Annotated in this window: 25 protein-coding genes and 1 riboswitch; of the genes, 9 read left to right on the top strand and 16 right to left on the bottom strand. The window is 58.5% G+C overall.

The window, feature by feature from the left end; genetic code table 11:
- Nucleotides 1–30 precede the first annotated feature (30 nt).
- Nucleotides 31–993: a nitrilase-related carbon-nitrogen hydrolase gene (locus tag QBJ92_RS11725; protein ID WP_277969879.1), complete on the bottom strand. Its 963-nt coding sequence runs from the start codon at nt 991–993 to the stop codon at nt 31–33.
- Nucleotides 994–1077: 84 nt separating this feature from the next.
- Here QBJ92_RS11725 and QBJ92_RS11720 point away from each other — a divergent pair, with 84 nt between their 5' ends.
- Entirely contained in the window at nt 1078–1980 is a 903-nt protein-coding gene (locus QBJ92_RS11720) for a LysR family transcriptional regulator (protein WP_277969878.1), read from the top strand.
- 391 nt (nt 1981–2371) lie between these two features.
- Nucleotides 2372–3214 (top strand): AraC family transcriptional regulator, encoded by an 843-nt coding sequence (locus QBJ92_RS11715; RefSeq protein WP_277969877.1) that lies wholly within the window; start codon nt 2372–2374, stop codon nt 3212–3214.
- Between the two features lie 147 nt (nt 3215–3361).
- Here QBJ92_RS11715 and QBJ92_RS11710 read toward each other — a convergent pair whose 3' ends face one another.
- From QBJ92_RS11710 to QBJ92_RS11680, 7 genes are all read right to left on the bottom strand, one after another.
- Entirely contained in the window at nt 3362–3649 is a 288-nt protein-coding gene (locus QBJ92_RS11710) for a DoxX family protein (RefSeq protein ID WP_277969876.1), read from the bottom strand.
- 60 nt (nt 3650–3709) lie between these two features.
- A complete protein-coding gene (locus tag QBJ92_RS11705) occupies nt 3710–4057 on the bottom strand; it encodes a putative quinol monooxygenase (protein WP_277969875.1) in 348 nt (115 codons plus the stop codon).
- A gap of 559 nt (nt 4058–4616) precedes the next feature.
- Nucleotides 4617–4976, bottom strand: coding sequence for a hypothetical protein (locus QBJ92_RS11700; RefSeq protein WP_277969874.1), 360 nt, complete (start codon nt 4974–4976; stop codon nt 4617–4619).
- 548 nt (nt 4977–5524) lie between these two features.
- Entirely contained in the window at nt 5525–7564 is a 2040-nt protein-coding gene (locus tag QBJ92_RS11695; protein WP_277969873.1) for a TonB-dependent receptor, read from the bottom strand.
- A gap of 169 nt (nt 7565–7733) precedes the next feature.
- Nucleotides 7734–7970: riboswitch (cobalamin riboswitch) on the bottom strand.
- A gap of 520 nt (nt 7971–8490) precedes the next feature.
- Nucleotides 8491–9276: a hypothetical protein gene (locus QBJ92_RS11690; protein ID WP_277969872.1), complete on the bottom strand. Its 786-nt coding sequence runs from the start codon at nt 9274–9276 to the stop codon at nt 8491–8493.
- Between the two features lie 40 nt (nt 9277–9316).
- Entirely contained in the window at nt 9317–10444 is a 1128-nt protein-coding gene (locus QBJ92_RS11685; RefSeq protein WP_277969871.1) for a hypothetical protein, read from the bottom strand.
- Between the two features lie 65 nt (nt 10445–10509).
- Nucleotides 10510–10794, bottom strand: a complete 285-nt coding sequence (locus tag QBJ92_RS11680; RefSeq protein ID WP_277969870.1) for a hypothetical protein — start codon at nt 10792–10794, stop codon at nt 10510–10512.
- Between the two features lie 440 nt (nt 10795–11234).
- On the opposite strand from QBJ92_RS11680, the gene QBJ92_RS11675 reads away from it, so the two are divergent.
- Nucleotides 11235–11618 (top strand): hypothetical protein, encoded by a 384-nt coding sequence (locus tag QBJ92_RS11675; RefSeq protein ID WP_277969869.1) that lies wholly within the window; start codon nt 11235–11237, stop codon nt 11616–11618.
- Nucleotides 11619–11687: 69 nt separating this feature from the next.
- On the opposite strand, the gene QBJ92_RS11670 is transcribed toward QBJ92_RS11675, so the two are convergent.
- Nucleotides 11688–12083: a hypothetical protein gene (locus tag QBJ92_RS11670; protein WP_277969868.1), complete on the bottom strand. Its 396-nt coding sequence runs from the start codon at nt 12081–12083 to the stop codon at nt 11688–11690.
- 488 nt (nt 12084–12571) lie between these two features.
- On the opposite strand from QBJ92_RS11670, the gene QBJ92_RS11665 reads away from it, so the two are divergent.
- Nucleotides 12572–13042, top strand: a complete 471-nt coding sequence (locus tag QBJ92_RS11665; protein ID WP_277969867.1) for a hypothetical protein — start codon at nt 12572–12574, stop codon at nt 13040–13042.
- Between the two features lie 7 nt (nt 13043–13049).
- Here QBJ92_RS11665 and QBJ92_RS11660 read toward each other — a convergent pair whose 3' ends face one another.
- Nucleotides 13050–13445, bottom strand: coding sequence for a hypothetical protein (locus QBJ92_RS11660; protein WP_277969866.1), 396 nt, complete (start codon nt 13443–13445; stop codon nt 13050–13052).
- A 294-nt stretch (nt 13446–13739) separates the two neighbouring features.
- On the opposite strand from QBJ92_RS11660, the gene QBJ92_RS11655 reads away from it, so the two are divergent.
- Together QBJ92_RS11655 and QBJ92_RS11650 are read left to right on the top strand one after the other, a co-directional pair.
- The gene (locus QBJ92_RS11655) at nt 13740–14924 is read left to right on the top strand and encodes an HAD family hydrolase (protein ID WP_277969865.1); all 1185 of its coding nucleotides are present in this window, start codon (nt 13740–13742) and stop codon (nt 14922–14924) included.
- A 389-nt stretch (nt 14925–15313) separates the two neighbouring features.
- Entirely contained in the window at nt 15314–15568 is a 255-nt protein-coding gene (locus tag QBJ92_RS11650) for a hypothetical protein (protein WP_277969864.1), read from the top strand.
- A gap of 367 nt (nt 15569–15935) precedes the next feature.
- Here the strand turns inward: QBJ92_RS11650 and QBJ92_RS11645 are convergent, their stop codons facing one another.
- On the bottom strand, nt 15936–16292 hold the full coding sequence (locus QBJ92_RS11645) for a hypothetical protein (RefSeq protein ID WP_277969863.1): 357 nt from the start codon (nt 16290–16292) through the stop codon (nt 15936–15938).
- Nucleotides 16293–16489: 197 nt separating this feature from the next.
- On the opposite strand from QBJ92_RS11645, the gene QBJ92_RS11640 reads away from it, so the two are divergent.
- Nucleotides 16490–16858, top strand: a complete 369-nt coding sequence (locus tag QBJ92_RS11640; RefSeq protein ID WP_277969862.1) for a hypothetical protein — start codon at nt 16490–16492, stop codon at nt 16856–16858.
- 228 nt (nt 16859–17086) lie between these two features.
- Here QBJ92_RS11640 and QBJ92_RS11635 read toward each other — a convergent pair whose 3' ends face one another.
- The 4 genes from QBJ92_RS11635 to QBJ92_RS11620 form a co-directional block, all read right to left on the bottom strand.
- Complete coding sequence (locus tag QBJ92_RS11635; protein WP_277969861.1) at nt 17087–17767, bottom strand: energy transducer TonB; 681 nt, start codon at nt 17765–17767, stop codon at nt 17087–17089.
- A 193-nt stretch (nt 17768–17960) separates the two neighbouring features.
- Nucleotides 17961–18287, bottom strand: coding sequence for a hypothetical protein (locus tag QBJ92_RS11630; RefSeq protein ID WP_277969860.1), 327 nt, complete (start codon nt 18285–18287; stop codon nt 17961–17963).
- 200 nt (nt 18288–18487) lie between these two features.
- Nucleotides 18488–18976 carry a hypothetical protein gene (locus tag QBJ92_RS11625; protein ID WP_277969859.1) on the bottom strand — a complete coding sequence of 163 codons (489 nt, stop codon included), beginning with the start codon at nt 18974–18976 and terminating at the stop codon, nt 18488–18490.
- Nucleotides 18977–19608: 632 nt separating this feature from the next.
- Entirely contained in the window at nt 19609–21165 is a 1557-nt protein-coding gene (locus QBJ92_RS11620; RefSeq protein ID WP_277969858.1) for an MFS transporter, read from the bottom strand.
- Between the two features lie 638 nt (nt 21166–21803).
- Here QBJ92_RS11620 and QBJ92_RS11615 point away from each other — a divergent pair.
- Together QBJ92_RS11615 and QBJ92_RS11610 are read left to right on the top strand one after the other, a co-directional pair.
- Nucleotides 21804–22781, top strand: coding sequence for a TerC family protein (locus QBJ92_RS11615; protein WP_277969857.1), 978 nt, complete (start codon nt 21804–21806; stop codon nt 22779–22781).
- Nucleotides 22782–22942: 161 nt separating this feature from the next.
- Nucleotides 22943–23776: a MipA/OmpV family protein gene (locus QBJ92_RS11610; protein ID WP_268795343.1), complete on the top strand. Its 834-nt coding sequence runs from the start codon at nt 22943–22945 to the stop codon at nt 23774–23776.
- Here QBJ92_RS11610 and QBJ92_RS11605 read toward each other — a convergent pair.
- Nucleotides 23766–24557, bottom strand: coding sequence for a hypothetical protein (locus tag QBJ92_RS11605; protein ID WP_082463307.1), 792 nt, complete (start codon nt 24555–24557; stop codon nt 23766–23768). The genes QBJ92_RS11610 and QBJ92_RS11605 overlap by 11 nt on opposite strands.
- Between the last annotated feature and the right edge of the window lie 34 nt (nt 24558–24591).

Genomic DNA, 24591 nt, shown 5'->3' with positions numbered 1-24591 from the left:
CCGCTCCCCCCCTACCGGAGGTCGCCGGGGTCAGTTTTCCACGCCAAATCGAGTTGCCCGCGGCGACAGTTCCGTCCCCCGACTCTCCGCAAGCGGTCCGTAAAGATCGGGTCGCCGTCCGCGCATCCATCTGCGGCCGCTGCTGGTCTCCACCGCGTCTAACTCAAGATCGGCCAGAACCATGTCATCCCCGATCGACCTCGATTCCGAAAGCACGTCTCCATAGGGATCGAGAATCATCGCGTGGCCCGTTCGCACTTCGTCCTCGTCGCGCCCGACGCCGTTGCTGAAGACAATGAACAGCCCATTGTCGTGGGCGCGCGCAGGTAGCCAACGCATCAACCAGTTACGTCCATTGAGGCCTTGGAACTCACGCCTCAGACGTTCGGGGTCCTGCTCGCGTTCTTCCCAATAGCTAATCGGAATATGCTTCATACCCTTTGGGCTGAGCGAATTGGTGCCTCCGGTCTGATGCGGCGCTAACAGCACCTCGGCGCCCAAGAGCGCAGTCGCGCGTGGATTTTCGATAAGGTTGTTGTCCCAGCAGATGAGCATACCCACGCGCACTCCCCATGGCGTGTCGAACACCGTGTAGCCATTGCCGGAGCAAATAAGCGTATGCTCGAAGGCGTGAAGCTTGCGATGGGTATGCCCCGACCCATCCGGCATACAGAGCCGATAAGCGTTGTAGAGCTTGTCATCCTCGTCATGCTCAAGCCAACCAACCCCGATGGCAATTCCCAGATCGCATGCCAGGCCCGCAACGCGCGACACGCTTGGTCCATCAACTGGTTCGGCGAGCGCGTAGAGGTCCTCACGATCCAAACCCGGCACGTGCCAATACCCGCTGATGCACATTTCAGGCAGGCACGCGATCTGTGCTCCTGCCGCGGCTGCGGTTCGGGCGAAATGCTCGACCCGCCCGAGGTTGTATTGCTTATCTGCGGCCCTGTGCTGAAACTGGACAGTGGCGACGCGAAGGCTTCTGCTCATGGAAATGCTCCTATCGGGGCCACCATCGCGATCTACCAGTATAACTCCAATGAAAGGTAGGGGATGGTGTGATAACTGGCAGGAATGGATATTGAACGGCTCCGAGCTTTCATCGCCGTGGCGGATCATGGCCATTTTGGCCGTGCAGCTGAGAAGCTTCACATCACACAACCAGGATTGACCAAACGGATCCGCGCTTTGGAACACACGCTTGGCGGCACCTTGTTCGATCGCGATCGGCAACCGATCTTCGTGACGCAGTTAGGGCGTCATCTGCTCCCGGTTGCCCAGCGCTTGGTGCGCGACGCCGACGCGTTCTTACTAGAAGCCCGCCGCACAGTTGCAGGGGAGACCGGAACGCTTGCGATCGGCTTCGGGCTATCGACGATTACGCTCGCTCCTCGCATAATCAGTAGGTTTCGTTCTCTCGTTCCAGATGTCGGGGTGACCATGAACGATTTCTCTTCACGCGAAATGATCGATCGAATACGTCGCGACGAACTGGATCTGGGGTTCGTTAGATTCCCCGTCTCAAGCGACCTCGCCTCGGTTCCGCTTGCGACTGATCGGTTGGCGATCGCCGTTCCAGCTGATTTCGAGCTTACGAACGAAGGTCGCCTAAGCCAGCTTGAGAAGCTCAAGTTCGTAGCACTACGTGACGAAAGGGGCCCGGGTCTTGCTAGACAGATCCGGGAATGGTGCCACGCGCACGCCTTTAACCCCGTGGTGGTCCAACAAGCCGACGACATCCAGACAGTACTTGCACTCGTTGCGGCCGGAATGGGATGCGCGATAGTACCGGCAAGTTCCGTCTCGCTACTCCCAGGCCGACTTAGATTATTCCTGCTGCCCGGTGACGAGGCGGTCTGGCGTGTAGGCGCAGTCTGGATGGCTACACGCACTACGGGCCCGTTGGCGCGGGCGACAAGGCTCATCCAGGATTGGTCTGAGCCGAACGCGGCAGGGGCCGAGATTCCATTCGTCTGAGATCCTACCATTGCCGTTCGCGGTCGGCACTGATTGCTTCCCGTTTCTGCATACGCGCCCGGTTTTCAGGACGCTGCTCGCATTCCCATTTCTCGATCCTTTTCGGGAATGTCGTTTCGGGCGCTTCCTCCCGATGTTAGTCGTCCGAATTTGAACGGTACTGGGCGCGATAGGACTGCCCAGCCTCTATCTTGAACTTCGAGAAAATAGCGACGATGGGTGTGACTGTTCTCGCAGCCAACGACCCTGAGTGCCCCTGAGCGCATGCATTGCCCAGGATTATGGATTGTTAGGGAGACTAAAAGTTAAGGCAGGTTGGTTGTTGAATCTTTTTCAATCCGAAGCATTTGCAGAGCTTCCGAAAACGTTCGCGTCTAATCGGATGGGATCGATGCGTGAATTAGCCAACGCGCCATGGAGTGCGGCTCATGAGCTTGGCTATATCTCCTATTACCCCAATCGCTTCGTGCAAGCGCATATCAAACTAAATCATCATCTCATTGGATTCGAATTCGAACCAGGTGTCGTCCGCGTTCAACTCGACACCGGACCAACGCTTGACCGAATAATTCGGTCGGGCTCATTTTACTTCGTACCCGCCGGAACAAAGGTTGAAGTTCGCAAAGAACATATATGCGAAAATCTGTTGATTACCCTCGACCCCCAGGTTTGCGAGCGACTCATCCCTGGTCTTTCCTTGCTCCCAATGCTCGAGAATGTTGAGTCTGACGTCATTTCAAAGCTAGCGTTCGACTTTCGTCGGGCATTGCTCGCCGGGCTTCTCCTCCCTAACGTGGTCCCCAATCTCGTTGACGCACTCCTTGTGTCTTTACGTCAGCGGATCAGCGGCCCTGGACCACAGAACGCTCCGATCGGGATCTCGCCGAACCGAATCAAGCGTGCGCTCGACTTCATCGAAGAGAATTACGCTGCAAACGTGTCAGTCGAAGACATCGCATCTGCGGTTGGAGGCATCAGCGTCTTTCACTTCGCGCATGTGTTTCGGACTGCGATCGGGCGCGCACCCTATCGGTGCGTCGTTGAACGCAAGCTTCACCAGGCAAGAATCCTGCTTTCTGAGACGTCGGATGACATCGCGAACGTTGCCTATGTTGCAGGTTTTGCTAGCCAGGCGCACATGACCGAGACCTTCTCACGTCGGATCGGCGTCACTCCTGCCCAGTTCAGGCGAATTTCCTACACTCAACTCGTCGCAGCTTTGCCGTCACTGTAGGGCGCTTGCGGATCGGCTTAATTGCTACGGTTGATCTCGCGTGACAGGGCTCGGCTGGCTTCGCCCACGCCACGCTTTCACCCCGGCAAGGCAAAGTAGCAGGGAAGGCGATGTGGCCGCGTGTATGGCGAATGCATCTGTAAATCTTCAACCAATCAGCAGGACGCTGAGCACGAGAACTACTGCGGCGGGGATTGACTGTGCGAACTGATGCGCACGGAAAAGTGTGCCGATCGCGCCAAGCATGATCAGTGCGCCAAGAACAAGGCCGATCGAACGTGTTGAGCTATTCATGATAAGTACGAACGCTGCTCCTTCAAGCGCAGCGGTCACAAACCGAAAGGAGGGGTGGTAACCCCATTGAGCGTACTCTTGGCGTATCGAGGCAGGACCCACGAAGTTGACGATGGCGCCAATCAAGAAGATTCCGGCCACGGCGTAAATCACCCAGCTAAGGAGCGGATCAGATATGTGGACCCTCGATATTAGCGGCATTCAACCCTCGATCCAGGTGGAGACGACTGTGCAGCCATTCTGCTCCATCATTGCTCTTAGATGCGGTGGTAGATTTCCAAGGATGAGCGTCTTTATGGGGCGGGCGCATGCCCAAGCCTTCTGAAGGGCAGGCATTGCTGTTTGAAAGTGACGTTCGAGGGACTCAACGTCGTCGTGCTTCTCGATTGCGTATATTCTCGTTGGATTGCTCGGCTCGCGGTAGAAATTGTAGCTTAAACGAACCGCATTCTTTTTGGCGATTTCCGTAATCTCTCGAAACGTCGCTTCAAATTCCGCCTCGTTTACAATGAGTTCGAGTTCGATAAATAGCTGAATCGCGCTCGTCATGAGCCTTATCCTTTTTAATCTTGATATCGCAACGATACCGAAGCTGGCTCGCGCTGGCTTTCGCAATTCTGCGAAAATGTGCGTCGCCGTTGTCAAGCGAGGTCGATGCGACGAGCACCGAAAACCGACATCACGGCGTGATGGTCGATGCCGAGGAATTGGGTACGCAGCGGCCGTCGCCACCGCCATGGGAACAAGCCTTCACCAAATGTAGGTTCGATCGATCAAGCTTCTACGTGATTCCTGTGCTTCTCTTGTGGTGAACCAGCTCTCCGGCTGAGAAAGGACGAGGCCGAGCGTGGCTAGCCGGACCAGCCGAAGATCATCACCTGATTCTTCTAACATGGCGCTTTGAAGGGTTGGATGATGCAAGTCGGTCGGTGTCCGGCTTGTCGCAATTAGCGCGAGATCCTGCCTCAAATCCGGAAAGTCTCTGGCGTCGGGGCTAAAGCTGCAACGAACGATTGCGCGGGTCAACCGCACTACCACGACGTCATCTCTCTCCATCGCACAGAGCAATGTCCGCTCCAGATTGCTGCGGCGATCCACAACGATGCTCCTATGAGCTGAAATAGGCGGAGTTTGAGATAACATTGAGATAGCCGTTCGCACCCGCCGCAACGACCATGAACAAGGGCAGCATGGCCAGCTGAAACTCGCCATCGATCAGGAATGTGGTCGCGACCGTCACCGTGATTGCCAAAAGGAGACTGGATCCGACAAAGCTCATGCCGGGCCAAAGCAACAGTCCTGCAGCGACCATGTCGGCCCCTCCCCTCACATAGAGGAGATTTGAGGGATACCGCTCTCGCCAAGCACCTCTTTCCAGCCAAGCTGGACGAACCAGCTCACACAGGCCCAAACCGCCAATGCTTGCGGCAAGCACGAGATTGAAGGCGTGGTATTCAGCGTCAGACATAGCTTAACTTCCCGGTACGCAGGCAGGAAGGGCAGGCAACGTGCGATAGGTGAGCACGTGCGCCAATCCAGACACTGCTGGTTCGACGCCGCGGCTGGGAAGATCCGCACGGGAGCGGAGGACCGAGACACCACCGGTCCACTCTATTTTCGGCAGGGTTGTGCTAGCAGAACGCCCCATGAGTGCAAGCTCACCGGGGACACCGAGATGGCGTAGCGGATGGCGAGATGGCGACTTGGACGGCCAAAGGCGTTCAGCTCTGATCGAATTTGCTGCCGCTCGACCATTCCCGAAATACCATCGGTTTCGAGAATGCCCGCGGCGTCTCGCTGGCCGTTCCCTTTCGAGAACGACGTTTACGCCGCTAACGCCACACTCGGAATTTCGGATAGGCAGCTCGCAGTCTCGAAAGCGGACATACGTCCATCGCTGTGACAAGCTGCGATTTCGCGAGGCCAACCACATGCGTTGGCGCGGGAACATTGAACCGGTACCGCAATCAAAATGATCGCCAGCTCCATTCGAGGCTGGCGATCATCTGTCACTGCCTAGAAATTCACCCGGGCACCCAGGCGCAAGGTGCGTGGTTCAACTACCCGGCTCAACCGAGCATCGGTCGGTCCCGCGGTGTCGAACGAGGGAATGTAGGACTCGTAGAAATAGGCGATGTCCTTGTCTCGGCTGTCGAGGATGTTGAGCACCTCGCCGTACACCTCGAACCGTCCGATCTTGCGAGCGGCGCGGACGTTGACGATCGTGCTTCCTGAATCCCGGACACTGTTGTCTTCGATCAGCGGATAGGGCCCGAGATGGCGGACGCGAACGCTTGCCTCCCAAGGATTGAGCACCAGCGCGATCCCGGCGGATGCGGCGTTCTCGAAGGCGTTGGGAATGCGATCGCCATTGTCGTACCGCGACCGGCTCGCTGTGTAATTGCCGTCGATCGCAAGCCACGGCCTGGGCCGCCAGAACGCCACCAGTTCATAGCCACGACGTTCGCTCGCACCGGTCGGCTCGACCGCATTGGAGTCGCCGACGAAGCGCAGTTCACTGTCGACGTCGAGCCACCAATAGGTCGCGGTCAGCGTAATGCCGGGCAGCTGCCACCGGGCGCCGACTTCACGGCCGCTGCCGCGGACCAGCACAGGCACCGGCGTTTCAACGTTTACCGCGCCGCGGACGTCGTTGGAGTGGAACCCGCGCCCCCAGTTGCCGTAGAACTCCAGCCGGTCGGTCGGCGAGTACGCGATCGATGCCTTGGGCGACAGGATCGTGTCGTCGCCGCTGCCTGCCCCCGCCAACACCGCCGCCTGATCCCGCGCGCGAACGACGTAGTGATAATAGTCCCCACGAACCCCGCCAATCAGGCGGAGACCCGTAACGGGCGTCCACGTCGTTTCGCCATACAATGCTGCCGACGCTTCCTCGACATGGTAGCGGCCGAGCGACGACAGGAACGATCGCGCGCTGGTGCGATACACACCGACGCTGCCGATATGGTCGTAGCGCTCTTCGGTACCGAGCGAGACGGCAAGGGTCGGCGCGAGCGTCCAACGCTTTTCGCCCCTTGCACCGACGATCCAGCGTTTGTCGAACTGGCGGATCTGCGCGCTGGTCCCGTCCGGGTCGGTGTAGGTCGGGTTCGAATACATCGACCAGTCGTAGAACTGACCATAGACATTGGCGTGCCAGTCCGGCTGGCGGACCGCGACATTGCCGACGAGCCGTGTCGTTTCGCCGCGTGCCGTCGGATCGGGTGAACAGAACACGTCCTTGCAGAGCGTGGTACCGATGATGCGCTCGGGAATCTGTTCGGTCGGGCGCCAGGTCGCGCGGTAGGCGTTGAGCGACGCTTCGATCTGGCCTGCACCGGCTGGAGCAGTATATTTCGCAAAGCCAGATGCATGTCGTAGATGTTCGGGCTCCTCCCATGGTCCGTTGTAGACCTTGGTCTGTGCGACGAGCGTCAGCTTCCCCGCACCAATCCCATCAAACGTCCCGCCCGCGGCGATCCGACCATAGCCATAAGAGCCGCCCTCGACCGAAAGCCACGGCCGAGCAAAGCTGTCGATCGTGGTCATGTAGGCAGCCCCCGCCAGCGCGAAGTCGCCGCCATCCGCACGGTATGGCCCTTTGCGAAAATCCTCGCGCGCGACGATCTCCGGGATCAGTCCGTTGAGATCGAGATAGCCTTGGCCATGACCGTGGGTGCGCAGGTTCATTTGCACCCCGTCGATATAAGTCGTGAAGTCCGATCCATGATCGAGATTGAAGCCACGCAGGAAGTACTGATTAGCCTTGCCGCTTCCCGAATGCTGCGCAGCGACCATCCCGGGAATCGCTTCCAGCAATTCAGCGACGCGCAGCAGCGGGCGAACCAGAAGGTCTGCACCGGCGACGGTGCCCTCACTCGCTGCATGCGCAACACCGATCTTTGCTTCGCCGCGGCCGAACACGACGATGTCGTTTGGTGCCTGTGACGGCACAGCCTCGGTGTCTTGCCCCTGAGCCCATGCGGGTGTGGCGCTACATGCCGAAGCGATAGCTACGCATTCGAGCCATTTTGTTCGTAATCTCAGATTCTTCATGTCCGTCCCCCGTGCGCCAAGCGACTTCGGACGGGGGCGTCCGCTTTGAACGGTCGGCACGCGTCGGCAGGCGGACGCAAGCGCCCGCGACACGAACCGATGCGACCCCCGCCGCTCGTTCGTCGCTCAGACGGAAGAACCGTGCCCCGACCATCCCCTGGACCAAAGCAAGAGCGACCAGACGCTGGCAGGTCTCCTGGCTCACGGGTCGTCGCTCGACATACGGCCTTCCCGGATCTCGACCGTTACGGCGTTGGTCCAGTGGCTGCACCCTCCAGAAGAGGGCGCGATGTACGTCTCGCTCGCCGCTTACAGTTGCAGGGACAGCCTCGGCTTCGGGAGAGCGTCTCCCACACCGTGTTCCCTATTAAGTCCCTCTCGGAACACCAGCGCGATCATTGCCCGGCCAACAATATCAGCCGGACCTTTGCGGCGTACCTGTGACGGTGCCAATCCGCAAGGTTCGTGAGCGATCATATAAAGATTTCTTTATATGACGCTTTCCTCTGCCGTAAATTAAGACCCGTAGAGGGTGGTCTGTGCCGTACAGTCGGGCACGGCGAATTCTAAAACAGCATTCTCGCCGGCCAAGCGGTCGGGCTGCGTACCGTCGCCTGTCCTCGATCGCTTCCCGAAGCGGCCAGTCGGCTTTCCACCAAAACACGACATTCACATGTCGCAAAAAGCGGGACTTACGAGACGCTCGAAACTCAGCATTTTTGCGACGACCCTACGGGTCCCAAAGCGCGCGGCAGTTCAAATGGCATGAACCGCAGGACCTATGAGGGGAACTTTGCCACCTGACAGCTAACGGTCGTAAGTGACTGGCGAGCAGCGTCACCACGGGTCGGTTGTGACACTGCCGCGGGTCGAGCGGTCGAGCTGACGTTCTGGGCAGAGGTCGAAGGCCACCGCCTATTCGCCCGTTACCCGGCCTTGAGCTTCGCCTCGAGCGACGCACGAGCAGCATCTAGGCGGATCGGATCCGTTTTTGTCGAAAGCCGGTCGCGGGGCTTCTGACCAAGGAAGTAGGCGATGCGTTCGGCATTCGCCCCGCTCGGATGGGGAAGACCGTCGAGAATGGTCGAGCGATCAACGATGCCCTGATTGGCCAGGTAATCGAGCATGGCGCTCACCTTCGGTCCTAACGGCACCAGAAGCGCGCCGCGCAAGGAGCGCAGTTCCTCGCCCAAGTAGGTCAGCAGCCAATCCCGCATAGACGGGATGCGAAGCGCGTCAGGCTGACCGGACCAGTTTTCGCCATCGACAAAGACCGGGTAGCGCAGCGCCGAGGTGAAATGGACGAGGTCTGCGCGCTCGCTCCAGAGCAATGCGGTGGACGCAAGTTCGAGATGCCGTGCGACGCCGATCTGATCGAGCATGGCGACTAGGTTGGCGCGCATCGGACCCGAAAAGCTGGCGAACACCTTCGCTTCCGCAGCTGCGTCAATCACGCTTGCGCCACGATGCAGAGCGGCTCGTGCAGCCGAGAGCGCGTTCCGGGCTTGTTGAAGGCCCGGCGTAAGGCCGACAATGGCGATGCGCGCTGTCGGGTTCATATAGTCGAATGGAGCGTAGACCATCGAGACGGTCCGGCCGCCTGCATCGGCGTGCGCCAAAGCGAGCTTGGCCGCAGTCCGCGGGTCGGAGACTTCGGCATCGGTAAGATCACGGACGGTAGCGGCAAAACGCGGGAAAAGAGACTGGGCCATAGCTTCCTTCGTGGATTTAGAGTTGTGGACCCGACGCAGATCAGCGCCGACTGCCAAGCGTCTGAAAAGCTGCGAACAGGGAATCGGACGAGACGTGCAGCGCCACGGCGTAGCGTCGCAGTTCGGCCGCGGTCGGCATCTCGTCAGTAGCGCGACGCTTCATGATAGCGGATTCTGCCTCGTTGAGGTCGGGTGAAGGGTCGCCAATCCGGGAACGACCGATCGCGAACACTTTGGGTCCCGGCTCATCATGAAGATCGTTAGCGATCCTCCAAGCCCACCGCCCTTCGTATGTCTCTTCTTCACGTAGAGGCGCGAAGTTGCGGCGGGTCACGACCCAGTTTGTCAACGCCGGCAGGTCGAGTTTCGACCTGACCAGGCTCAGGCCATCGCGGCTGAGCGTGTTGCGTACGGCGGTCGCCGGCATACCGGTGAGGGCAGCCACTGCCTCGGTCACGCTTTGATCGATTGCGCCGTCCTTTCCGTCCGAGGCCTCGCTCGCGAGGAAACAGCCGTCAGCGATCTGCCACCTGTAATATGCCGAAAGGATCGTCCGCTGGAGCGCGCTTCCTTCGCGGTCGAGAGGTGAGCTGTGCCGACGGCTGAACCGAGCGAGTGAGCCGACCATAATCTGCTCCAACTCGTCGACGTCGTCTTCCGAGATCGATCGGCTCTCGGCGGTCGGGCGGAACGCGCTGTGATAGGCGGCGGTGACGATGCGCGTCATGTTGAACCGCAATAAGTCGATGCGCTCCAACGCTTCGCTGCTCTCGCCATCGTCGATGGGATCGAATGGAAAGCCGATGAATGCGCTCGCTGCGTCGGCGCTGGCGATTAGGCCCAAATCCGCGGCTTGCGAGCGCAGGTGCTGCTTCAATTCGACCATGACCGCCTCCATTGAAAAGGGCGGCTCGGGCATGGTGTAAGTCCACAGGTCGTCGAGCCGGTTCACGGGTTCGTCGATAAACTCAAGCGAGCCCGGTGCGACGAGACTGGGAGCTGATCGACCATCAGACATACGGATGGCGAAGCCCTTCCGCACCAGTTCCAAGGCTTCAAGGTAGCTGGGAACGAAAACAGCGTTCTCTTTGTGGTGGCGCTGCGAACCGTAAGCCGGATCACCGAGAACGAACATACGATCGCGCTGGCGCCAAGGGCGCTCGGTCAACCCGGTCGCCGAGTTGGTGCGCTGGATGCGGGTGAGATGGATGGAAATAGGACTTCTCCGATTGATCAGTGCAGACGGGCGGCGGTGATGACCAAGCCGTTGGGTGCGAGGACGACGTAAGCGTTGCGGTAGCGGTCGAGCCGGGGTGCATGGTCGCCAAGAAGGCGGCGAGCCTCGGCCCAGCTATCCTCGTCAAAACGGTGAAGGGTACAGCCGCCGCCCGCGTCGACGGGATCGGTCAGCTCCGTCAGGAAGGCGACGACATGCTGCGGTATCGAACGCTGCTGCATGCGCAGCAGCGCATGTTGGGAAAGAGGATGGCGGAGGTTGATGTTTGACGAGGGGTGCATAGCGAACTTCCTTGCTGATGCACTTTGAATAACTCCGCAATTATGGCAGTCAAGCTAAAAATAGCAACCACTCGTGGCAGATGTGCGCGTCATAACCGGGCGATCGTGACAGAGTCGCGTTCGCAGCTTCCGTGGGCTTATGGGTGCCAGAAGCGCGGTTTAAATCGCATCCAAAGTTGGAAATGAGCCTCCCCCCCGACGGTTTCAGGCCTGATCCAGGCATCGCACTGTCGCAAAAACAACGCCGCCTGAACGAACGTCCGTTCTGTCGCGGCCCTTGCTCGAAAGCGGACTGGCAGCTTCCCACCCAAAATGATCAATATATTGGTGTCACAACCGAGCGGATGTGACACTCTTCGCTGCCGGCAATCTACGCGCCGACATTGCCGGTATGCCTTCGATCGGGCATTGGTGAAGATAGAGATCGGTCGAGGGTGGGTATGGATCGCATCTACGTCCGCGAAGGTGATGGCCTGTTTCTGGGTGCCATCAAGCTTGTTTTCTTTGCTCCGCTGCTCGCGATCCCGATTTATGCGGCAGTGCGGGGATGGAACGCACTCACAGCGTTGCATTGGCACCCGGCGCTGATCGTACTGGCGGCATTTGTCGCAATTGGCGTCATAACCGCAATCCTGACTGCATTAGCGAGCGCCCTGCCCCGCACGACAACCGCGATCGGCATTCTCTACTGCACGGCTATGTATGGCCTTGCCGCTTATGCCATCACCCATGACCCGATTTGGACCACGGTAATCGCACTTTTGACGGCAGTCATATCGTGGGAACCTGTTGCCGCCTTTATCTCACGTCGAGCGGCCCACTGATTGCCCAGGGCCTATGACTTTCTGGCTCGGCCGTATGGCGAGCCCCTGTTGTGCTACAACCTTTTCAGCTCAACGGCTCCTTGTAGGTGGTCCCGGTATTCGGAAGGGTTTCAATCCCTGTCGCTCAATCTCGGCCGTAACCATCTGTAGCGTCTGAATTCCTGTCATAGCACGCAACAGTAGCAGCGTTTCGATCTGCACAGCGCTGGGCTCGCTTGCGACCTGCTTCTCGTCGATGGATGCAATAGGTTGTTTTTCTACCTGATCGCGCAGTTCGTCCAGCGTTTCGCCAATGTCGATCATCGCGGCCCGGATGCTCGCAAGCTCCTCGCGCATGAGGTCCGCATTCGCCAGCCGGTCACGCAGATAGGTGCTGATCGGGATGCCACGCGCTTCGGCCTCGGCAGCATAAACCAGCATCTGGCTCTCGTTCAGCCGGACCCGCACCCAGTTCTCAAGCTTCATACGACCTCTGGCACGCTCTGTGTCCAGATAGACTACAGCAAACTACTGATAAATCATCACTTATTCCACTAGTCGGCACGTTCACGGCACAGTTCACTCGGCGTGCTGATGGTTTTTCTGTGTTATTTCAATAACTTGCCGGCACCGAAAGGTGCGTATGGTGTACGACCCGAAATCACGAATTTAAGGGCCGCAATTGAAGCTCTGACAGGCAAGAAACGGGCTGGCCGAGCTTAAGGGGGTCCGAATTACCCTGATGAGCGCAGCTCAGCAGGCTCTACGCTGATAATAGATACAAAGCAGTGCTGATGGTACAGATTTAGTACTTTCGTGGTACGGCTGTGGTACAATGTTAGTACATAAAATACGCCGATATTTGGCATGATACGATCATGATACATTAATCGTACAAAGATGGTACAAAACGTTGACGGGTCTGATATGTCCTCATAAGGGTCATCAATCGCCAAGGAAGGGACTAAAACAGGATGACAGACCTGCCAGCCCTCAAGGATCAGATCACCAGGTTCACGGGCAAAACCCTGGCATCACAACTCCGCGTCCTTATGCCAGACATCGACAGCCGGGTTCGTGAAGGAGTGGACCATGAAACGATCGTGGAAGGGCTTACCAAAGCTGGCCTCCCAATCAGCCTCAACACGTTTCGGGTTTATCTGTATCGCTACAGGTTAAAAGCTCGCGCTTCTAAGATTGAACCGCTGGTTGAAATCGTGCGCTCCGAACCTGAATCAAATACGGATCGCAATACCGTTACTTATCCCAAGCCAATGGCGGACGATAATCCCCCATCGGACTTACCAGAGACGGAACCTAATAACGTTGCGGTTGATAGCCTGTCGCTCGCTGACCTTCTCGACGCGAAAAAAAGTGACGCCTATATCGATCAGTACATGAACCGCCGGCCTCGTTTGTTGGGTCGCAACCGCGGCCAGCCGTGACGCTAGGTTACGGCTTGCGCTTGGCGGATTTTCGCTTGGCGGCGCGGGCAGCTAACTCGGCCGTGTAGCGCTCTGACTCCTCTTCCTGCTCCTTCCACGCCTGCTCCATCGCAGGATGGATATTGGGTCCGTCCGTTAATTCCTCACCGTTGAGGACATAATCAATTGCCTCGTCCTCGATAGAGGTCCGGATCGTGTTGTTAGGGTAGCCGGGGCCATATCTAGACCCTGTCCAGGTGCCGTCATCCTGCGGCGTCAATGTGCCCATGGGACCAGCTTTGGAAAAGACGATCTGCGCCCGGATAGGATTCTCACGAATCATCCGCCCCACGGCTTCAAGCTTCTCGGCAGCACTCATCCGAGGTTTGCGGACTTTGGCCGTGTCGTCGGGCGTTTGAGCCATAGCTTGCCTCCATAACAATATTGGAGGCACGACCCGGCTGAAGAGCCGGGCGTTCGTAACCCTGCACAAGCACAAGGCGCTGCCACCTTTGGGCAAGCCTTGGACATGCGTGACAGCCACCCGGCCGAGAAGCTCTCGACCGGACTTGTGATCATCGGGGTTACGACGCCCCACGGCCGGGATTGACCGAACCGCGGGTCTATGGTCGCAGAAGGAAGCGCTTTGGACAAGCTGGCGTGACAGAGACGGGCGTTTCGACGATCATCACCCCCATCGAGCCGGGACGATCCTGCCATGAACGATGCCCTTCCGAGTTTCCGGACACCGGTCGAGCAAGCCGCCTACGCTGCCGTGCTGGCTGACCTCGCCGGCCGCGATCGAGGAGACGAGGCGGTCATGATCTTTCGTGAACCGACCGATCCGGACGCGGCGGTGGTCGCCGATGCCATAATCCGCGCCGGCAATGTCAGCGACGCGCTGTACGCCCGCCTCCTCGCCGCTGCTGATCGCCTCTATGCTCCACCGCCTGTCACCCGAGCAGTTGCATTCGATGCGTTCGGTACGCTGGTCCATATCGGTCGCAAGTGGCATCCGTTCGAGCGGCTGATCCGGCAGGCCCGTGACCGGGCGGAGGCTCTGCCCTCGCCGATGGTCCAGCCGATCGGTCTCGCCGACTACGCCGCTGCGTTGGGATTGCCGCACCCGGACGACGAGCTAGCGATGCTGGGCGAGGAACTGGCGACGATCGCGCTGTACCCCGACACGCTGGATGCGTTGCGGCGGGTCCGGGAGCAGGGTGTGAGGATCGCCGTCGCCTCCAATCTGGCACTGCCCTATGCGGCCCCGCTGAAGGCCCTCCTGGGTGATCTGGTGGATATCTGGCACTTCTCCTTCGATGCAGGTGCGATCAAGCCTGACAAGGCGTTCTACGCCGGTTTGACGACCAAGCTCGGCTGCGAGGCCAGTGAACTGCTGATGGTGGGCGACACCTGGCGCGACGATATCGTCGGCGCGGTCGAGGCCAGATCGCGTGCGCGGTGGGTCAATCGCGAGGGTCACGCGTCCCATGCCCGCCGGTTTATCGCCGTTCGCGAGCTGGGTGATGCCTATCCCGATCGCCAGAGAGCTGCGCAAATGACTGAGCTGGAACTTGTCCGCAGCAGCATCAATGCGAACCTTGAGCACCTTCATGCCCAGCAGTGGGCGGTTCGGGTGGGTCTGTTACGGGGTCGGTACATAGAACGGACCCAGATATACGTTAAGCGCCGACAGGCCCGCTCAGGCGACGCAAATCACCTGTTTGTCGTACACCAGTGCCGGCGGTCGAGATCGACGCCGTTCGCAATGGGTCTCAGCGGACGGGTGAGGCGGAGCCAGCCTTCTCAAAAGGGATGGTATTCCGGGAACTACGCCGCAGGCGGGCTAAGCAGGGTTTCCAGCTTACCGAGCGTCTTTCCCCAAGCGCCCGCTCGCCTGTAGTCGCGTTTGAAGCCATGATAGTTGACAGATACGAGTAAGTTTCCGCCTATAAAGTTTGGCGACGGAAGTTGCCCGTCAGGCTCCTTGCCGCCCTCAAGCTCCTTCAGGATGCCCTCCACTTCGGCACTGTCCTGTACGGATAAGGCATACGACACGGCCTTATGATCTTCGCCCGGTGCGCAATGGGGTGAGGACGCGCAGGCAAAGGACACGGACCACCCCTTATCCGTCCGATTGGCGACGATGCTCAACATCGTATCGAGCGGTCCATGTCCCACGTCTATGATCTCGACCTGACCGTTTGCGCTTTCAGCAGGCAGTCCAGCTAGGCGTCGAATGTAGACACTTGTCGTCTCGTGCTGCACGGTTTGAGCCAGCACCTGTGGGACATGGATCAGCGTTACGGCTCCGATCGCCATCCATCGAACAGGCATTTTCATAGCGGTTTTTTGCCCACATTATTGAGTGACCCGACGTTCCGGCTCTACATCTTCATCGAACACCACTCCACTCCGGCGATCTACCCGAAAGTGGCCGATCAGGCTGGAGCAAACATCCTGGCTGGGCAAACATGGCCGGGAGGCGTGGGCATCGAAGAAGAAACTGGTCTTGTCAGCCCGATCCAGCCTGATGACCGCGTTTGATGCATTCCGGTTGGCCGCATGGCTCAACCGTTGGTAAGCGACGGTTCGTACCTCTCGGCGAGCGCTGGCCTCATCCATGGGAGGAGCCGCAAGGGCACCCGAAGCGCAAGCAAGCCAAGCGGCGAATACAATCCGTACGACACGCAAGCGCATTTCGACCTCCACACCCACCTTTTACTCCGGATCACGCTTCCCGAAAAGGAACGGCGATCGAGAAGGCCGGAGCGTTCTCGGAATCGATGGTTGAGTGAGCGCGCCAGTGGCTTCCCAAAACTCGTCATGCACGCGGATATGAGAAGGGGTCTGCGCCGATCTCGACTGCCAATCTCTGGCGGTGAGCAGAACGACGAATTTGACGGGCCGATTACTAGATTGCGGATGCACAGGCATAAGTGACAAGCTTATCAAGTAGGCCCGCCTTCGAGATTGCCGTCAATAAACTCTGCGCGGGGCATGACGCACCACCGCCCGTACAGTGCCGTTCTCTTTTGTTCAGGGCGAAGATTCGGTGTCGGTCGCGTCGCTTCAAGGAAGGCATGAAGTCTTCCTCTATCCCGTCGAGATCGGCGGGATGCAAATATCCCAACTTGCGCGCGGGGCACGCCAAATTCGCTTTAGAAGCAAATGCACCGTAAGCCGGCGACGTCATGATCTGGGCATCGAGGCGATCGGGCACCACAACAGGCAAGGATGCGGATGTGAAGAAAATAGCGAGGATCAACATACGATTCTCTCCTGCGATACGTTTGATCCGCATTAGACTGTGGCATCTATGGCCGCAACTATCTACAGCGGGGTGGCTGCTTTGCCAAAACGATGGTGAAGTGGGAATGTGCGAACTTTTACATTATTAACGATTTTGGCATGTGATCGTCGAACTTTGGCCTGGTATTCAGGGATCATCAGCCATCGGAGCGTGTCATGGGAATTATAGCGGCAGTTGTATCCCCTTCGACCCAGATGGAATGGGGTGCCCCCTTTCCATCTGCGACCGTTGTGTCGGGGCCTGAGCATACAAAAACTGTCGATGCCGCAACCCATGTACAAGAATGTTTTTTACGCTATCGATTCAAATCGAATGCGTCGCTATCTGCCATAGCGGACTTTTATCTTCATGAAGGAAAGGCTAATAAAGCGGTCTTGTTTGACGACTCTAAGAGCAAGATTGCTGAATACCGGACACTCACATTTACGAAACAAAAATTCATGTTCGTGACATTGTCACAAGAAACTGGTTATGTGCTCGGTGCCGTCGTATTTCAGGTGCGTAGCGGCTGCTCTCAACCATAGCAGGCGACTTGCTAGCGCAGAGTTCCCGAAAACGAACGGTCGGCGAGACGGCGCGGGCGTCTTGGAATCGATCGTGTTTTAGGAGCGCGAGCGGCTTCCCAAATCCAGTCACGAGCATAAAAACGGGAAAAGCTTGACGCCGCTCACACACTGTAAACGCGCCCACTAACCGGCATGCTCGAAGCGCCATTTGGCGGGCATGCCCGACCGATGCGATCGTCGAGCGCGTCAGTTCTCTACGGTATGACCTTGGACTGGGATTTTCCAGCGTAGTTTACCAGTGACGTGGGATTGCACGGGATTACCATCCGCTCCCATCACTGGTCGAATCATATGCCTCGTCAGCAGCTGACAGATGGCGGAGTCCCGTTGAGCCGACCCGGTCGAGGGACTTAATGTGCAGTCTGTAAAACCGCCGTCAGGGTTTATAGTCACGTTGTAGGTGATAGGGGTATTCTCTGCCCCAGATACTGTTGTAAATAAAGCCTGATGGTTTGGTTCGGCTGCCGCAGCAATGGCGATGATCGGCGGGCCGCCCGATGGCGTTCCGATCCCGTTCATTCTCCATTTGACGCCGCTTATGACATAGCCGCCGTCAATTGGTCGCTGCTGCCTATCCTTTGCAGGAGTAAATCGACCACGGTGAACGGCTATAGCACAGGTGGCGCGATCTAGAAGCGGGTGTCCGCTGCTGTGGGTAACGCGGCATCCTGTCACCATGCCATGAGGATCGACCGCCAGAAGCGCGGAGACGTCGCCTTCTTCTGCACCCCGGATCGACGCGGCGGGATAGTCGTCGGGGTGAAACCATTGATCAAGAGGGATAAGCGGCTGCGCCGGGATTACTGCGTCCTGTGCCATGGCCGACTGCGCAAGCAACACGCCCGCTGCGGCAATATAAGACCTCATCCGGCGTTCCTCACGCTACCTGCCAGCGCAAATTACACAAACCGGCTGACGGCCCCATGACTGCCGCATGAATTCGTACTGCTATTCCCGATTTGTGGCCGCGATGGGCCTGCCCTCGATCGCCTAAGGACATGGTGTCGGAAAGCTCGAGCGTTCTGATCTGCGAGTGGGTATGAACGCCACTGAGAATCATTCAAAAACGAGAAGCGTTCAAGGTCGTGATCGCTAAGACGCCTATCAGAATTGCATCAGGGCTGCTGCTGCTTGTTAGTGCGCCGGCAACGATCGCTAGCGTTCCCGTGGCCTTCGCGTCGTTGTTCTCGTTCGACGCACCCGGTTCGATGTCGACCCTATCGGGATGGGCAATGTTTCTAACCATGATGGCGTGTCCGTGGTTGGCACTCGGCGCGGGAGCAGTCGCGTTCAAAAACCTCGTGATAGGATCGACAAGGATGCTCATCGTCGCGCTGTCGCTGATAGCCGCGCCAGCGACAGCAGTGCTGCTCTTGGCATGGAGCATGTTCGGGGCACCGTCACCGCCACCTCTTTGCCCTGCAAAATCCTTTCACGTCGCACCGCAGAACCAGGACCCTCGCTGCCTCTCCGGCCGCCCCTAAGAAATAACGCCATATCAGAACGAAAGAACGACTTGAGAAGAGAAGGCGTTCTCGATCACGCCGATCAAGGGCTGTAGACCAGAAGCTTGCTGGTCGGCCGGTGTTACGGTTTGGGCTCGGTCCCCAGCGGCCACCCTGGCGAAATCTGCCCGCTGCGATCCTGCATATAGGCTGGCAGACCCCCATATATGATTTTGCAGGCGCGATTGAAGTTACGATCATCTGTTGGCACCGCCGCCAGCGCCTCCGCTTTGTGGAACGTATAGACGTGATCCTTGCTGGCTAGGGCCTCGTCTTTAACCCGCGTCGCGACGTCCGGGAGCATGGCTCCGTGATATTCAGTGCGGTCGATCCCCTCCTCCGTAGCGATGGCATGGAGCAGGAAACCCGCCATCGTGCAGCCCGTTCGCCGCGCGCCTGAACTTCCGTTGACGACGGTGATGAGGATGAAGGACGGCGACGTCGACGTATGGTCGAGTGCCGCGCGGAAGTGGGCCTGGTTCTGCACGAAGCCCTGCTGCGCCACTGAGGCGCTACCGAATGCCGCTACGCTAGCGACCGCTGCCATTTGCCAAAATTTCGTCAGACGCATCACGTTTGCTCCGGCCGTCTCGCCTATGCGATGAATTCCGGACCGTCGATGAACCTTGGCTGTCTAATAGCTCTAATACTTTTCTAATCGCGTAGTCATATCACGCGGGAGCATCTTCGGCTGATCGCACATAAGCGTACAGTGTTGGCTTGGAGATGCCGAGCATGGCGCCGCCACGAAGCTACTCCTTCAGTTTCTGCAGCCCTGGCCGGGTAGCGACTGTGCCGCGACGTTCCCGAAAGGGAACCCTGCACAGTAACGGTGGCCAACAGCGACGAGTGAACTGCCTCCACTGCAAGCCGCTTTCCCAAAAACCGTTCTCAAACCGTATTCCCGAAATGGCGTCAGCTCAACGGAGTTATGGGAATGCCGGGGACGCTCTTCAGGCGACGCAAAACACATCCTTAACGGCAGGTCTATCTAGCAGCGTCGAAAACGTCGGGGTAAAGCAAGAACACAGTAAGTTTTGACGGTGTCGGAAAACGGTATGTTTTCGACGGACCAGGCCGGTCGCGTGCCCGGCACCTTGGCCGAAAACACCTGTTTGTCGTGCAGTCGTGATTACGACTGGGTTTTTCACACATTTGACCGCTGATGGAGACACTCTGCGCAGGTCGATATGAAGCCGACAGCTAAGCCGTTGCTTCCAGCTCACGTAAGCTGCGGCCGCGCGTCTCTCTACCTGAGCGTCCGATCAGTACCGCTGACAGCGTCATTGGTATGATCAACGCGATCGCCGCGCCCCCCATCGTCGGGATCAATCCAGCGAAGGCCCCCAGTTGGACAGCAACGCCACCAAATTTGCTACTACCCGCGATAAGCCCGGTAGCGCGTCCACGGACGCGTAATGCGTAGTTTTCGGCTGCATAGGGAAGTAGCACGGCGATTAATCCGTTTGTGCCAACCACCAGTAACGCGATCACTGCGATGAGCAGTGGTGGCCAAGCCAGGGTAGGCGCCGGCAGTAGGGCTCCGGCAAGCCCGGCGAGTGTGAGAAGCACAGTGCCGATCAGAGTGCGCTTGCTGCTCCAACGGCTGTAAAGGAAGGCCGCGATCATGATCGTGGGCAGGGCAACAAGTGCTGAGCTGGCGATAATGCCGCTTGCAATTTCGGCACTGAAGCCTCGATCTTGAAGATCCGAAGGCAGCCATAGCAACAAGCCGAAGTTGACGAAGCTCCAGGACAGGGCCGTGATCACCAGGGCGATGGTCAATTCGCGGTGGTGAGCCGCTGCGCTGCCAGCGTCCGCTGGGGCTGCTTGTGGCGCACGCCTGACGATGCCAAACTTTCGAGCCATGTCAGCTAGCTCGGCGTCCATACCCCGTTCCAACAGAAAGCGCGGGGACTCAGGAATCCACCTTGCCATCGCAAGCAGCAGCAAACCGGTGGGAAAGCCCTGCAGCCACAAGCTACGCCAGCCGAACAGGGGCTCGAACAGATGCGCGGCACCGCTCGCTGCGAGGTAGCCACCGACCAGTCCCGTGCCACCAACCAGCACAAGAACCCAGCTTCTGTGCCGTGGAGGCATGATCTCCGCCAACAGCGTGTAGACAACGGGCAGCATTCCGCCAGCCGAGCACCCCATCAGAAAACACATGAACAGGTTCCAGCTGTAGGAAGGCATAGCTCCGCAGATGGATGTCGAAACGAACAGGATCGTCGACAACAGGATCGACACACGCCGACCATAGATGTCCGCAAGCCACCCCCACAGAAACGAGCCAACTGTGGTCCCCGTAAGGGCAACGAACGGAAGCAGGGCAACGGTCGATTTGGCGAGCCCATACTCGCCACGCATGCCGGGAAGCACGAAGCCGAGCGTTGCTGGCTTCATAGTGTCGATGATGAGCCCGAGGGTAAGCACCAGCAGAACGGCAGCATGCGAGCGCGTCAGAGGGGTATCATCGGGCGCTTCATATGCGACGCCAACGCCTGCACTGTGATCAGGCCGTTTCTTGGGTAAAGCGCCAAAGATAGCTGCCGGCACGCCGACGCCGATCAGCGCCATGCCCAGGTACATCCATCCGTCCATCGGCATACCCGACAGGTGATTGCCCATCGTATGGGCCATCGCGAGCATCGGTAGGTGAAGTGCAACCCCAACGCTGATCGCCGCACAGCCTGCCCAGAAGAGCGGCCAGCGCTCGCCGACAACCGAGTTTCCGCGGCTGCTACTGCCATTCGCCATTCATTTTCCCCCACCAGCAGTTGCGACATACGCCGCACGGCTTGCCAGCCGCAAGCAGAGCACCTGCCGGCGGGGCATGTTGCGGCTTATGGTTGCCGAATGGCTTTCAAGCCTGCGGCTCACCAAGCTGAGCGTCCATAAGTGGGCGTTTTCGACCGATCCCTTTTTCCGATCGGCGTTATGTTTTTGAAAGAAAAGTGCGGCAGATTTAGCGCAGACTACGGTCGTTATCAAATAGTGAAACTGCTTGACCACCGCGAACCGTGTCCTATCTAGAAAGAGCGGGCCGGGCCCCTCTGACAATTTCCCTCGGGTGATTGTGATGTCGGACCGCATCGGGTTATCTCGATATAGGCCTGGCCGCTTTGCCTCCTGTCGTCGTTGATGATCCGATCTTTCGATCACCGATTGAAAAGAGGCTCTGAGCATGGAAACCAACAGACCGGCACAGCTCCATCAGCAGTTGGAGAAGCACGCGCGTATCGCGATGGTGCGCCGAACCCCGACTTCTCCAATTGTGCTGCAGTTGTAGCGCTTCGAGTTGGGCTTGAAAGGTCGCTTGTGCGAGCCACCCGCGAGATACCTGCCCTCCTGACCGCTAATCCCGCCCCACGTCATCACGTTTGTTAGAGGTCCCCATGCCTGAGCTGCTCTCCTTGTTATTCCTAGGTACGCCTGTCTGGATGTGGCTGGCATTTCTCGGCATCGTCGCAACGTTGCTGATCCTCGATCTGGGTGTCTTGCACCGCGGACAACGGGAAATCGGAGTACGCGAGAGCCTTGCATTGTCAGTAGGTTACATCACGCTGGGACTGGCGTTCGGCGGATGGATTTGGTGGTATATCGGGCCTACTGCCGGCCTCAACTACGTGACGGGCTTCGTCATCGAGAAGAGTCTCGCGATGGACAACGTGTTCATCATCGCCATGATCTTCGGCTACTTTGCCATCCCCCGCATACACCAGCACCGCGTACTGTTCTGGGGCATCCTGGGTGTCATTGTCCTGCGTGCAGTGATGATCGGTTTTGGCGCGGCATTGGTCGATCGGTTCGAATGGGTATTGTACGTCTTTGCTGCCTTCTTGGTTTTCACCGGTATCAAGATGTGGCTGACTGCCGACACGGAATATGACGTAGCCAGTTCGCCCGTTTTACGTTGGGTTCGCCAGCGCATGCCGGTTACCGACCAACTTCACGGCGAACGTTTCTGGGTGAAAGAGCAGGACCCGGCAACTGGGCGCATGCGCCGGATCGCTACGCCGTTACTACTGGCTCTGGTCATGATCGAATGCGCTGACGTCATCTTTGCGGTCGATTCCGTGCCGGCCATCTTCGCGATCACAACGGATCCATTCATCGTCTACACGTCGAACATCTTTGCTATTCTTGGGTTACGCGCGCTCTATTTTGCGCTCGCCGCGATGGTCGACCGGTTCCATTACCTTAAATACGCCTTGGCCGCGTTGCTGGTATTTATCGGCTCGAAAATCTTCGTTGCCGACATCTTCGGGCTCGCCAAATTTCCGCCCGCAGCGTCGTTGGCGGTCACCTTTGCGATCCTAGGTTGCGGCGTCGGTTGGTCCTTGTGGAAAACGCGAGCGGCTGTCTCGGCATGAGTTTGAACGCGTCCGCCGGCATTGGGAGCGGACCGGTCACACGCTGTGGTTATAGCCGTACTCCGCTTACTGGAACTGGCGTTTAAGACGCACAGGGATAAGGTGGCTGCTGATTATGACCGTCCGGCCGTCTACCAACATCGTCAAAAAAAGGGATCAAGATGCGCGCCGCTTTAGCCATCATCGCGCTAGTCTCTGCTCAACCTTGCTTCGCGCAAACTGACCCGAGGCCAGGCCCGCCTGCAGGTCGGCCTTTGGAGGCAGGCACTGCCGGATGGAGCATTACCGTTGGCGTCGCGCCAGTCCTCAGTCCTGCATGGCAAGGCTCGCGAGACATGGCCTTGGCGATTTTCCCCGACTTGCGGATCAACTACAAGGACGTGATCTTTGCCTCAATTCCTGACGGTTTGGGCTGGAACGTGGTGAACCACGACGGGTGGAAGGCAGGACCTCTGGCCAAACTCCGCTTCGGGCGGGATGAGGAGCGCGGGGGATCGCCGTTCCTCATTACAGGCGGGAGTGACGCGCTACGCGGCCTCGGCGACGTAGATGCAGCTGTTGAGGTGGGAGGCTTTATCGAGAAACGGGCTGGGCCATGGCGTGGACGGATCGAGGTTCGTCGCGGCTTCGGCGGACATGACGGCGTTGTCGCCGACGGGTCAGTTGCTTACCAAGCGCGCCGGGGACGGACCATCATCAACGTCGGGCCTCGCGCAACGCTGGCAAGCCGCGAGTATATCGAGACGTATTTCGGCATCGATGCGGTCCAGTCGCAACGGTCCGGGCTTAGACCGTATTCTGCGTCAGGCGGACTATTGTCCTACGGTGTAGGCGGTACCGTAATTCGTCCCCTGAGCCGGCGAAGCGCCGTCACGCTTTTCACTGGCCTGGATCAACTAGGTCAGAACGCAGGCGATTCACCTCTCGTCCGCGAACGTGGGCGCCGGACCCAATTCACCCTAGGTCTCGGCTACGGATTTAGGTTCAACCTCTAATCGAATCAGACGCATATACCCTACGCCGGTAGCCAGCGACCAAGCCTGAAATAACGAGGATCGCGGCAGCGCCGGTTGCTACGGCAATAGGTCCTGCAGCTTGGCCACCTGCAGCGAAGATAGCAGCAAGAGCCCAAAGGAAAACAGCTGCGTACGGCAGATTGCCACGTCCTCGGACCAGCACGGTGGCCGCGATGAGTCCAGCAATCACGATCACCGCTGCACCGATTACCGGCGCGGCTGCACCGCCCTCCATGCCGTGATACCTCAGGCTAGCTGCGATGTTGACGGTGGTAGCGACGGTCAACCATGCGGCGAGCGCGCTCAACGGAAGGTACGCACACCACCACGCGGTTTTCGACACCGCCGCATTCGACAGGGCACGATAGGCAATGATCAGGCACGTCAGCGTGAAGGTAATGATCAGAACCGATACGAAGCTTAACCCGTAAAGCTGTGTGTAAGCAGCCCAGAGTGCGTTCCCCAAAAATGCGCCCGCTGCCGGCCAGCGCAGGCGATGAAGCAATGCATTTTGGCGCTGTGCGGGCAGGGCCTGATAAACAGCAAACACCGTGGCTCCGAGGTAGAGCGCGCCCCAGATCGAGAATGCCCAGCCTGCCGGGGTTATCAAGGTTCGGACCGCCAGAGACCGGGATCCGATAGGCTCACCGATCCCAATCTGCGGTAAAAGAGGCGTTAGAATTTGAAGCGCTGCTGTCAGCAGCACCGCGAGATGCGGCAGATCGAACGCGGTCCGTTGGGGTAAGGTATTCGTTGCCATTTTTCCACAACGGCCGATCAGCTTACGCGTTGCA

The organism is Sphingomonas echinoides, from assembly GCF_029623395.1.
GTDB classification, from domain to species: Bacteria; Pseudomonadota; Alphaproteobacteria; order Sphingomonadales; family Sphingomonadaceae; genus Sphingomonas; species Sphingomonas echinoides_A.
The sequence above is the reverse complement of the archived record's forward strand: the minus strand, read 5'-3'. Positions and strand labels throughout refer to the sequence as shown.

What these genes read in the sequence shown, in the direction of transcription:
- QBJ92_RS11695 (WP_277969873.1), bottom strand. Translation starts at nt 7,564, where the DNA reads ATGAAGAATCTGAGATTACGAACAAAATGGCTCGAATGCGTAGCTATC.
- QBJ92_RS11690 (WP_277969872.1), bottom strand. Translation starts at nt 9,276, where the DNA reads ATGGCCCAGTCTCTTTTCCCGCGTTTTGCCGCTACCGTCCGTGATCTT.
- QBJ92_RS11675 (WP_277969869.1), top strand. Translation starts at nt 11,235, where the DNA reads ATGGATCGCATCTACGTCCGCGAAGGTGATGGCCTGTTTCTGGGTGCC.
- QBJ92_RS11660 (WP_277969866.1), bottom strand. Translation starts at nt 13,445, where the DNA reads ATGGCTCAAACGCCCGACGACACGGCCAAAGTCCGCAAACCTCGGATG.
- QBJ92_RS11640 (WP_277969862.1), top strand. Translation starts at nt 16,490, where the DNA reads ATGGGAATTATAGCGGCAGTTGTATCCCCTTCGACCCAGATGGAATGG.
- QBJ92_RS11670 (WP_277969868.1), bottom strand. Translation starts at nt 12,083, where the DNA reads ATGAAGCTTGAGAACTGGGTGCGGGTCCGGCTGAACGAGAGCCAGATG.
- QBJ92_RS11645 (WP_277969863.1), bottom strand. Translation starts at nt 16,292, where the DNA reads ATGTTGATCCTCGCTATTTTCTTCACATCCGCATCCTTGCCTGTTGTG.
- QBJ92_RS11680 (WP_277969870.1), bottom strand. Translation starts at nt 10,794, where the DNA reads ATGCACCCCTCGTCAAACATCAACCTCCGCCATCCTCTTTCCCAACAT.
- QBJ92_RS11650 (WP_277969864.1), top strand. Translation starts at nt 15,314, where the DNA reads ATGGATCAGCGTTACGGCTCCGATCGCCATCCATCGAACAGGCATTTT.
- QBJ92_RS11630 (WP_277969860.1), bottom strand. Translation starts at nt 18,287, where the DNA reads ATGCTCCATGCCAAGAGCAGCACTGCTGTCGCTGGCGCGGCTATCAGC.
- QBJ92_RS11715 (WP_277969877.1), top strand. Translation starts at nt 2,372, where the DNA reads ATGCGTGAATTAGCCAACGCGCCATGGAGTGCGGCTCATGAGCTTGGC.
- QBJ92_RS11620 (WP_277969858.1), bottom strand. Translation starts at nt 21,165, where the DNA reads ATGGCGAATGGCAGTAGCAGCCGCGGAAACTCGGTTGTCGGCGAGCGC.
- QBJ92_RS11725 (WP_277969879.1), bottom strand. Translation starts at nt 993, where the DNA reads ATGAGCAGAAGCCTTCGCGTCGCCACTGTCCAGTTTCAGCACAGGGCC.
- QBJ92_RS11665 (WP_277969867.1), top strand. Translation starts at nt 12,572, where the DNA reads ATGACAGACCTGCCAGCCCTCAAGGATCAGATCACCAGGTTCACGGGC.
- QBJ92_RS11615 (WP_277969857.1), top strand. Translation starts at nt 21,804, where the DNA reads ATGCCTGAGCTGCTCTCCTTGTTATTCCTAGGTACGCCTGTCTGGATG.
- QBJ92_RS11605 (WP_082463307.1), bottom strand. Translation starts at nt 24,557, where the DNA reads ATGGCAACGAATACCTTACCCCAACGGACCGCGTTCGATCTGCCGCAT.
- QBJ92_RS11720 (WP_277969878.1), top strand. Translation starts at nt 1,078, where the DNA reads ATGGATATTGAACGGCTCCGAGCTTTCATCGCCGTGGCGGATCATGGC.
- QBJ92_RS11635 (WP_277969861.1), bottom strand. Translation starts at nt 17,767, where the DNA reads ATGAGGTCTTATATTGCCGCAGCGGGCGTGTTGCTTGCGCAGTCGGCC.
- QBJ92_RS11705 (WP_277969875.1), bottom strand. Translation starts at nt 4,057, where the DNA reads ATGACGAGCGCGATTCAGCTATTTATCGAACTCGAACTCATTGTAAAC.
- QBJ92_RS11700 (WP_277969874.1), bottom strand. Translation starts at nt 4,976, where the DNA reads ATGTCTGACGCTGAATACCACGCCTTCAATCTCGTGCTTGCCGCAAGC.
- QBJ92_RS11655 (WP_277969865.1), top strand. Translation starts at nt 13,740, where the DNA reads ATGAACGATGCCCTTCCGAGTTTCCGGACACCGGTCGAGCAAGCCGCC.
- QBJ92_RS11625 (WP_277969859.1), bottom strand. Translation starts at nt 18,976, where the DNA reads ATGCGTCTGACGAAATTTTGGCAAATGGCAGCGGTCGCTAGCGTAGCG.
- QBJ92_RS11610 (WP_268795343.1), top strand. Translation starts at nt 22,943, where the DNA reads ATGCGCGCCGCTTTAGCCATCATCGCGCTAGTCTCTGCTCAACCTTGC.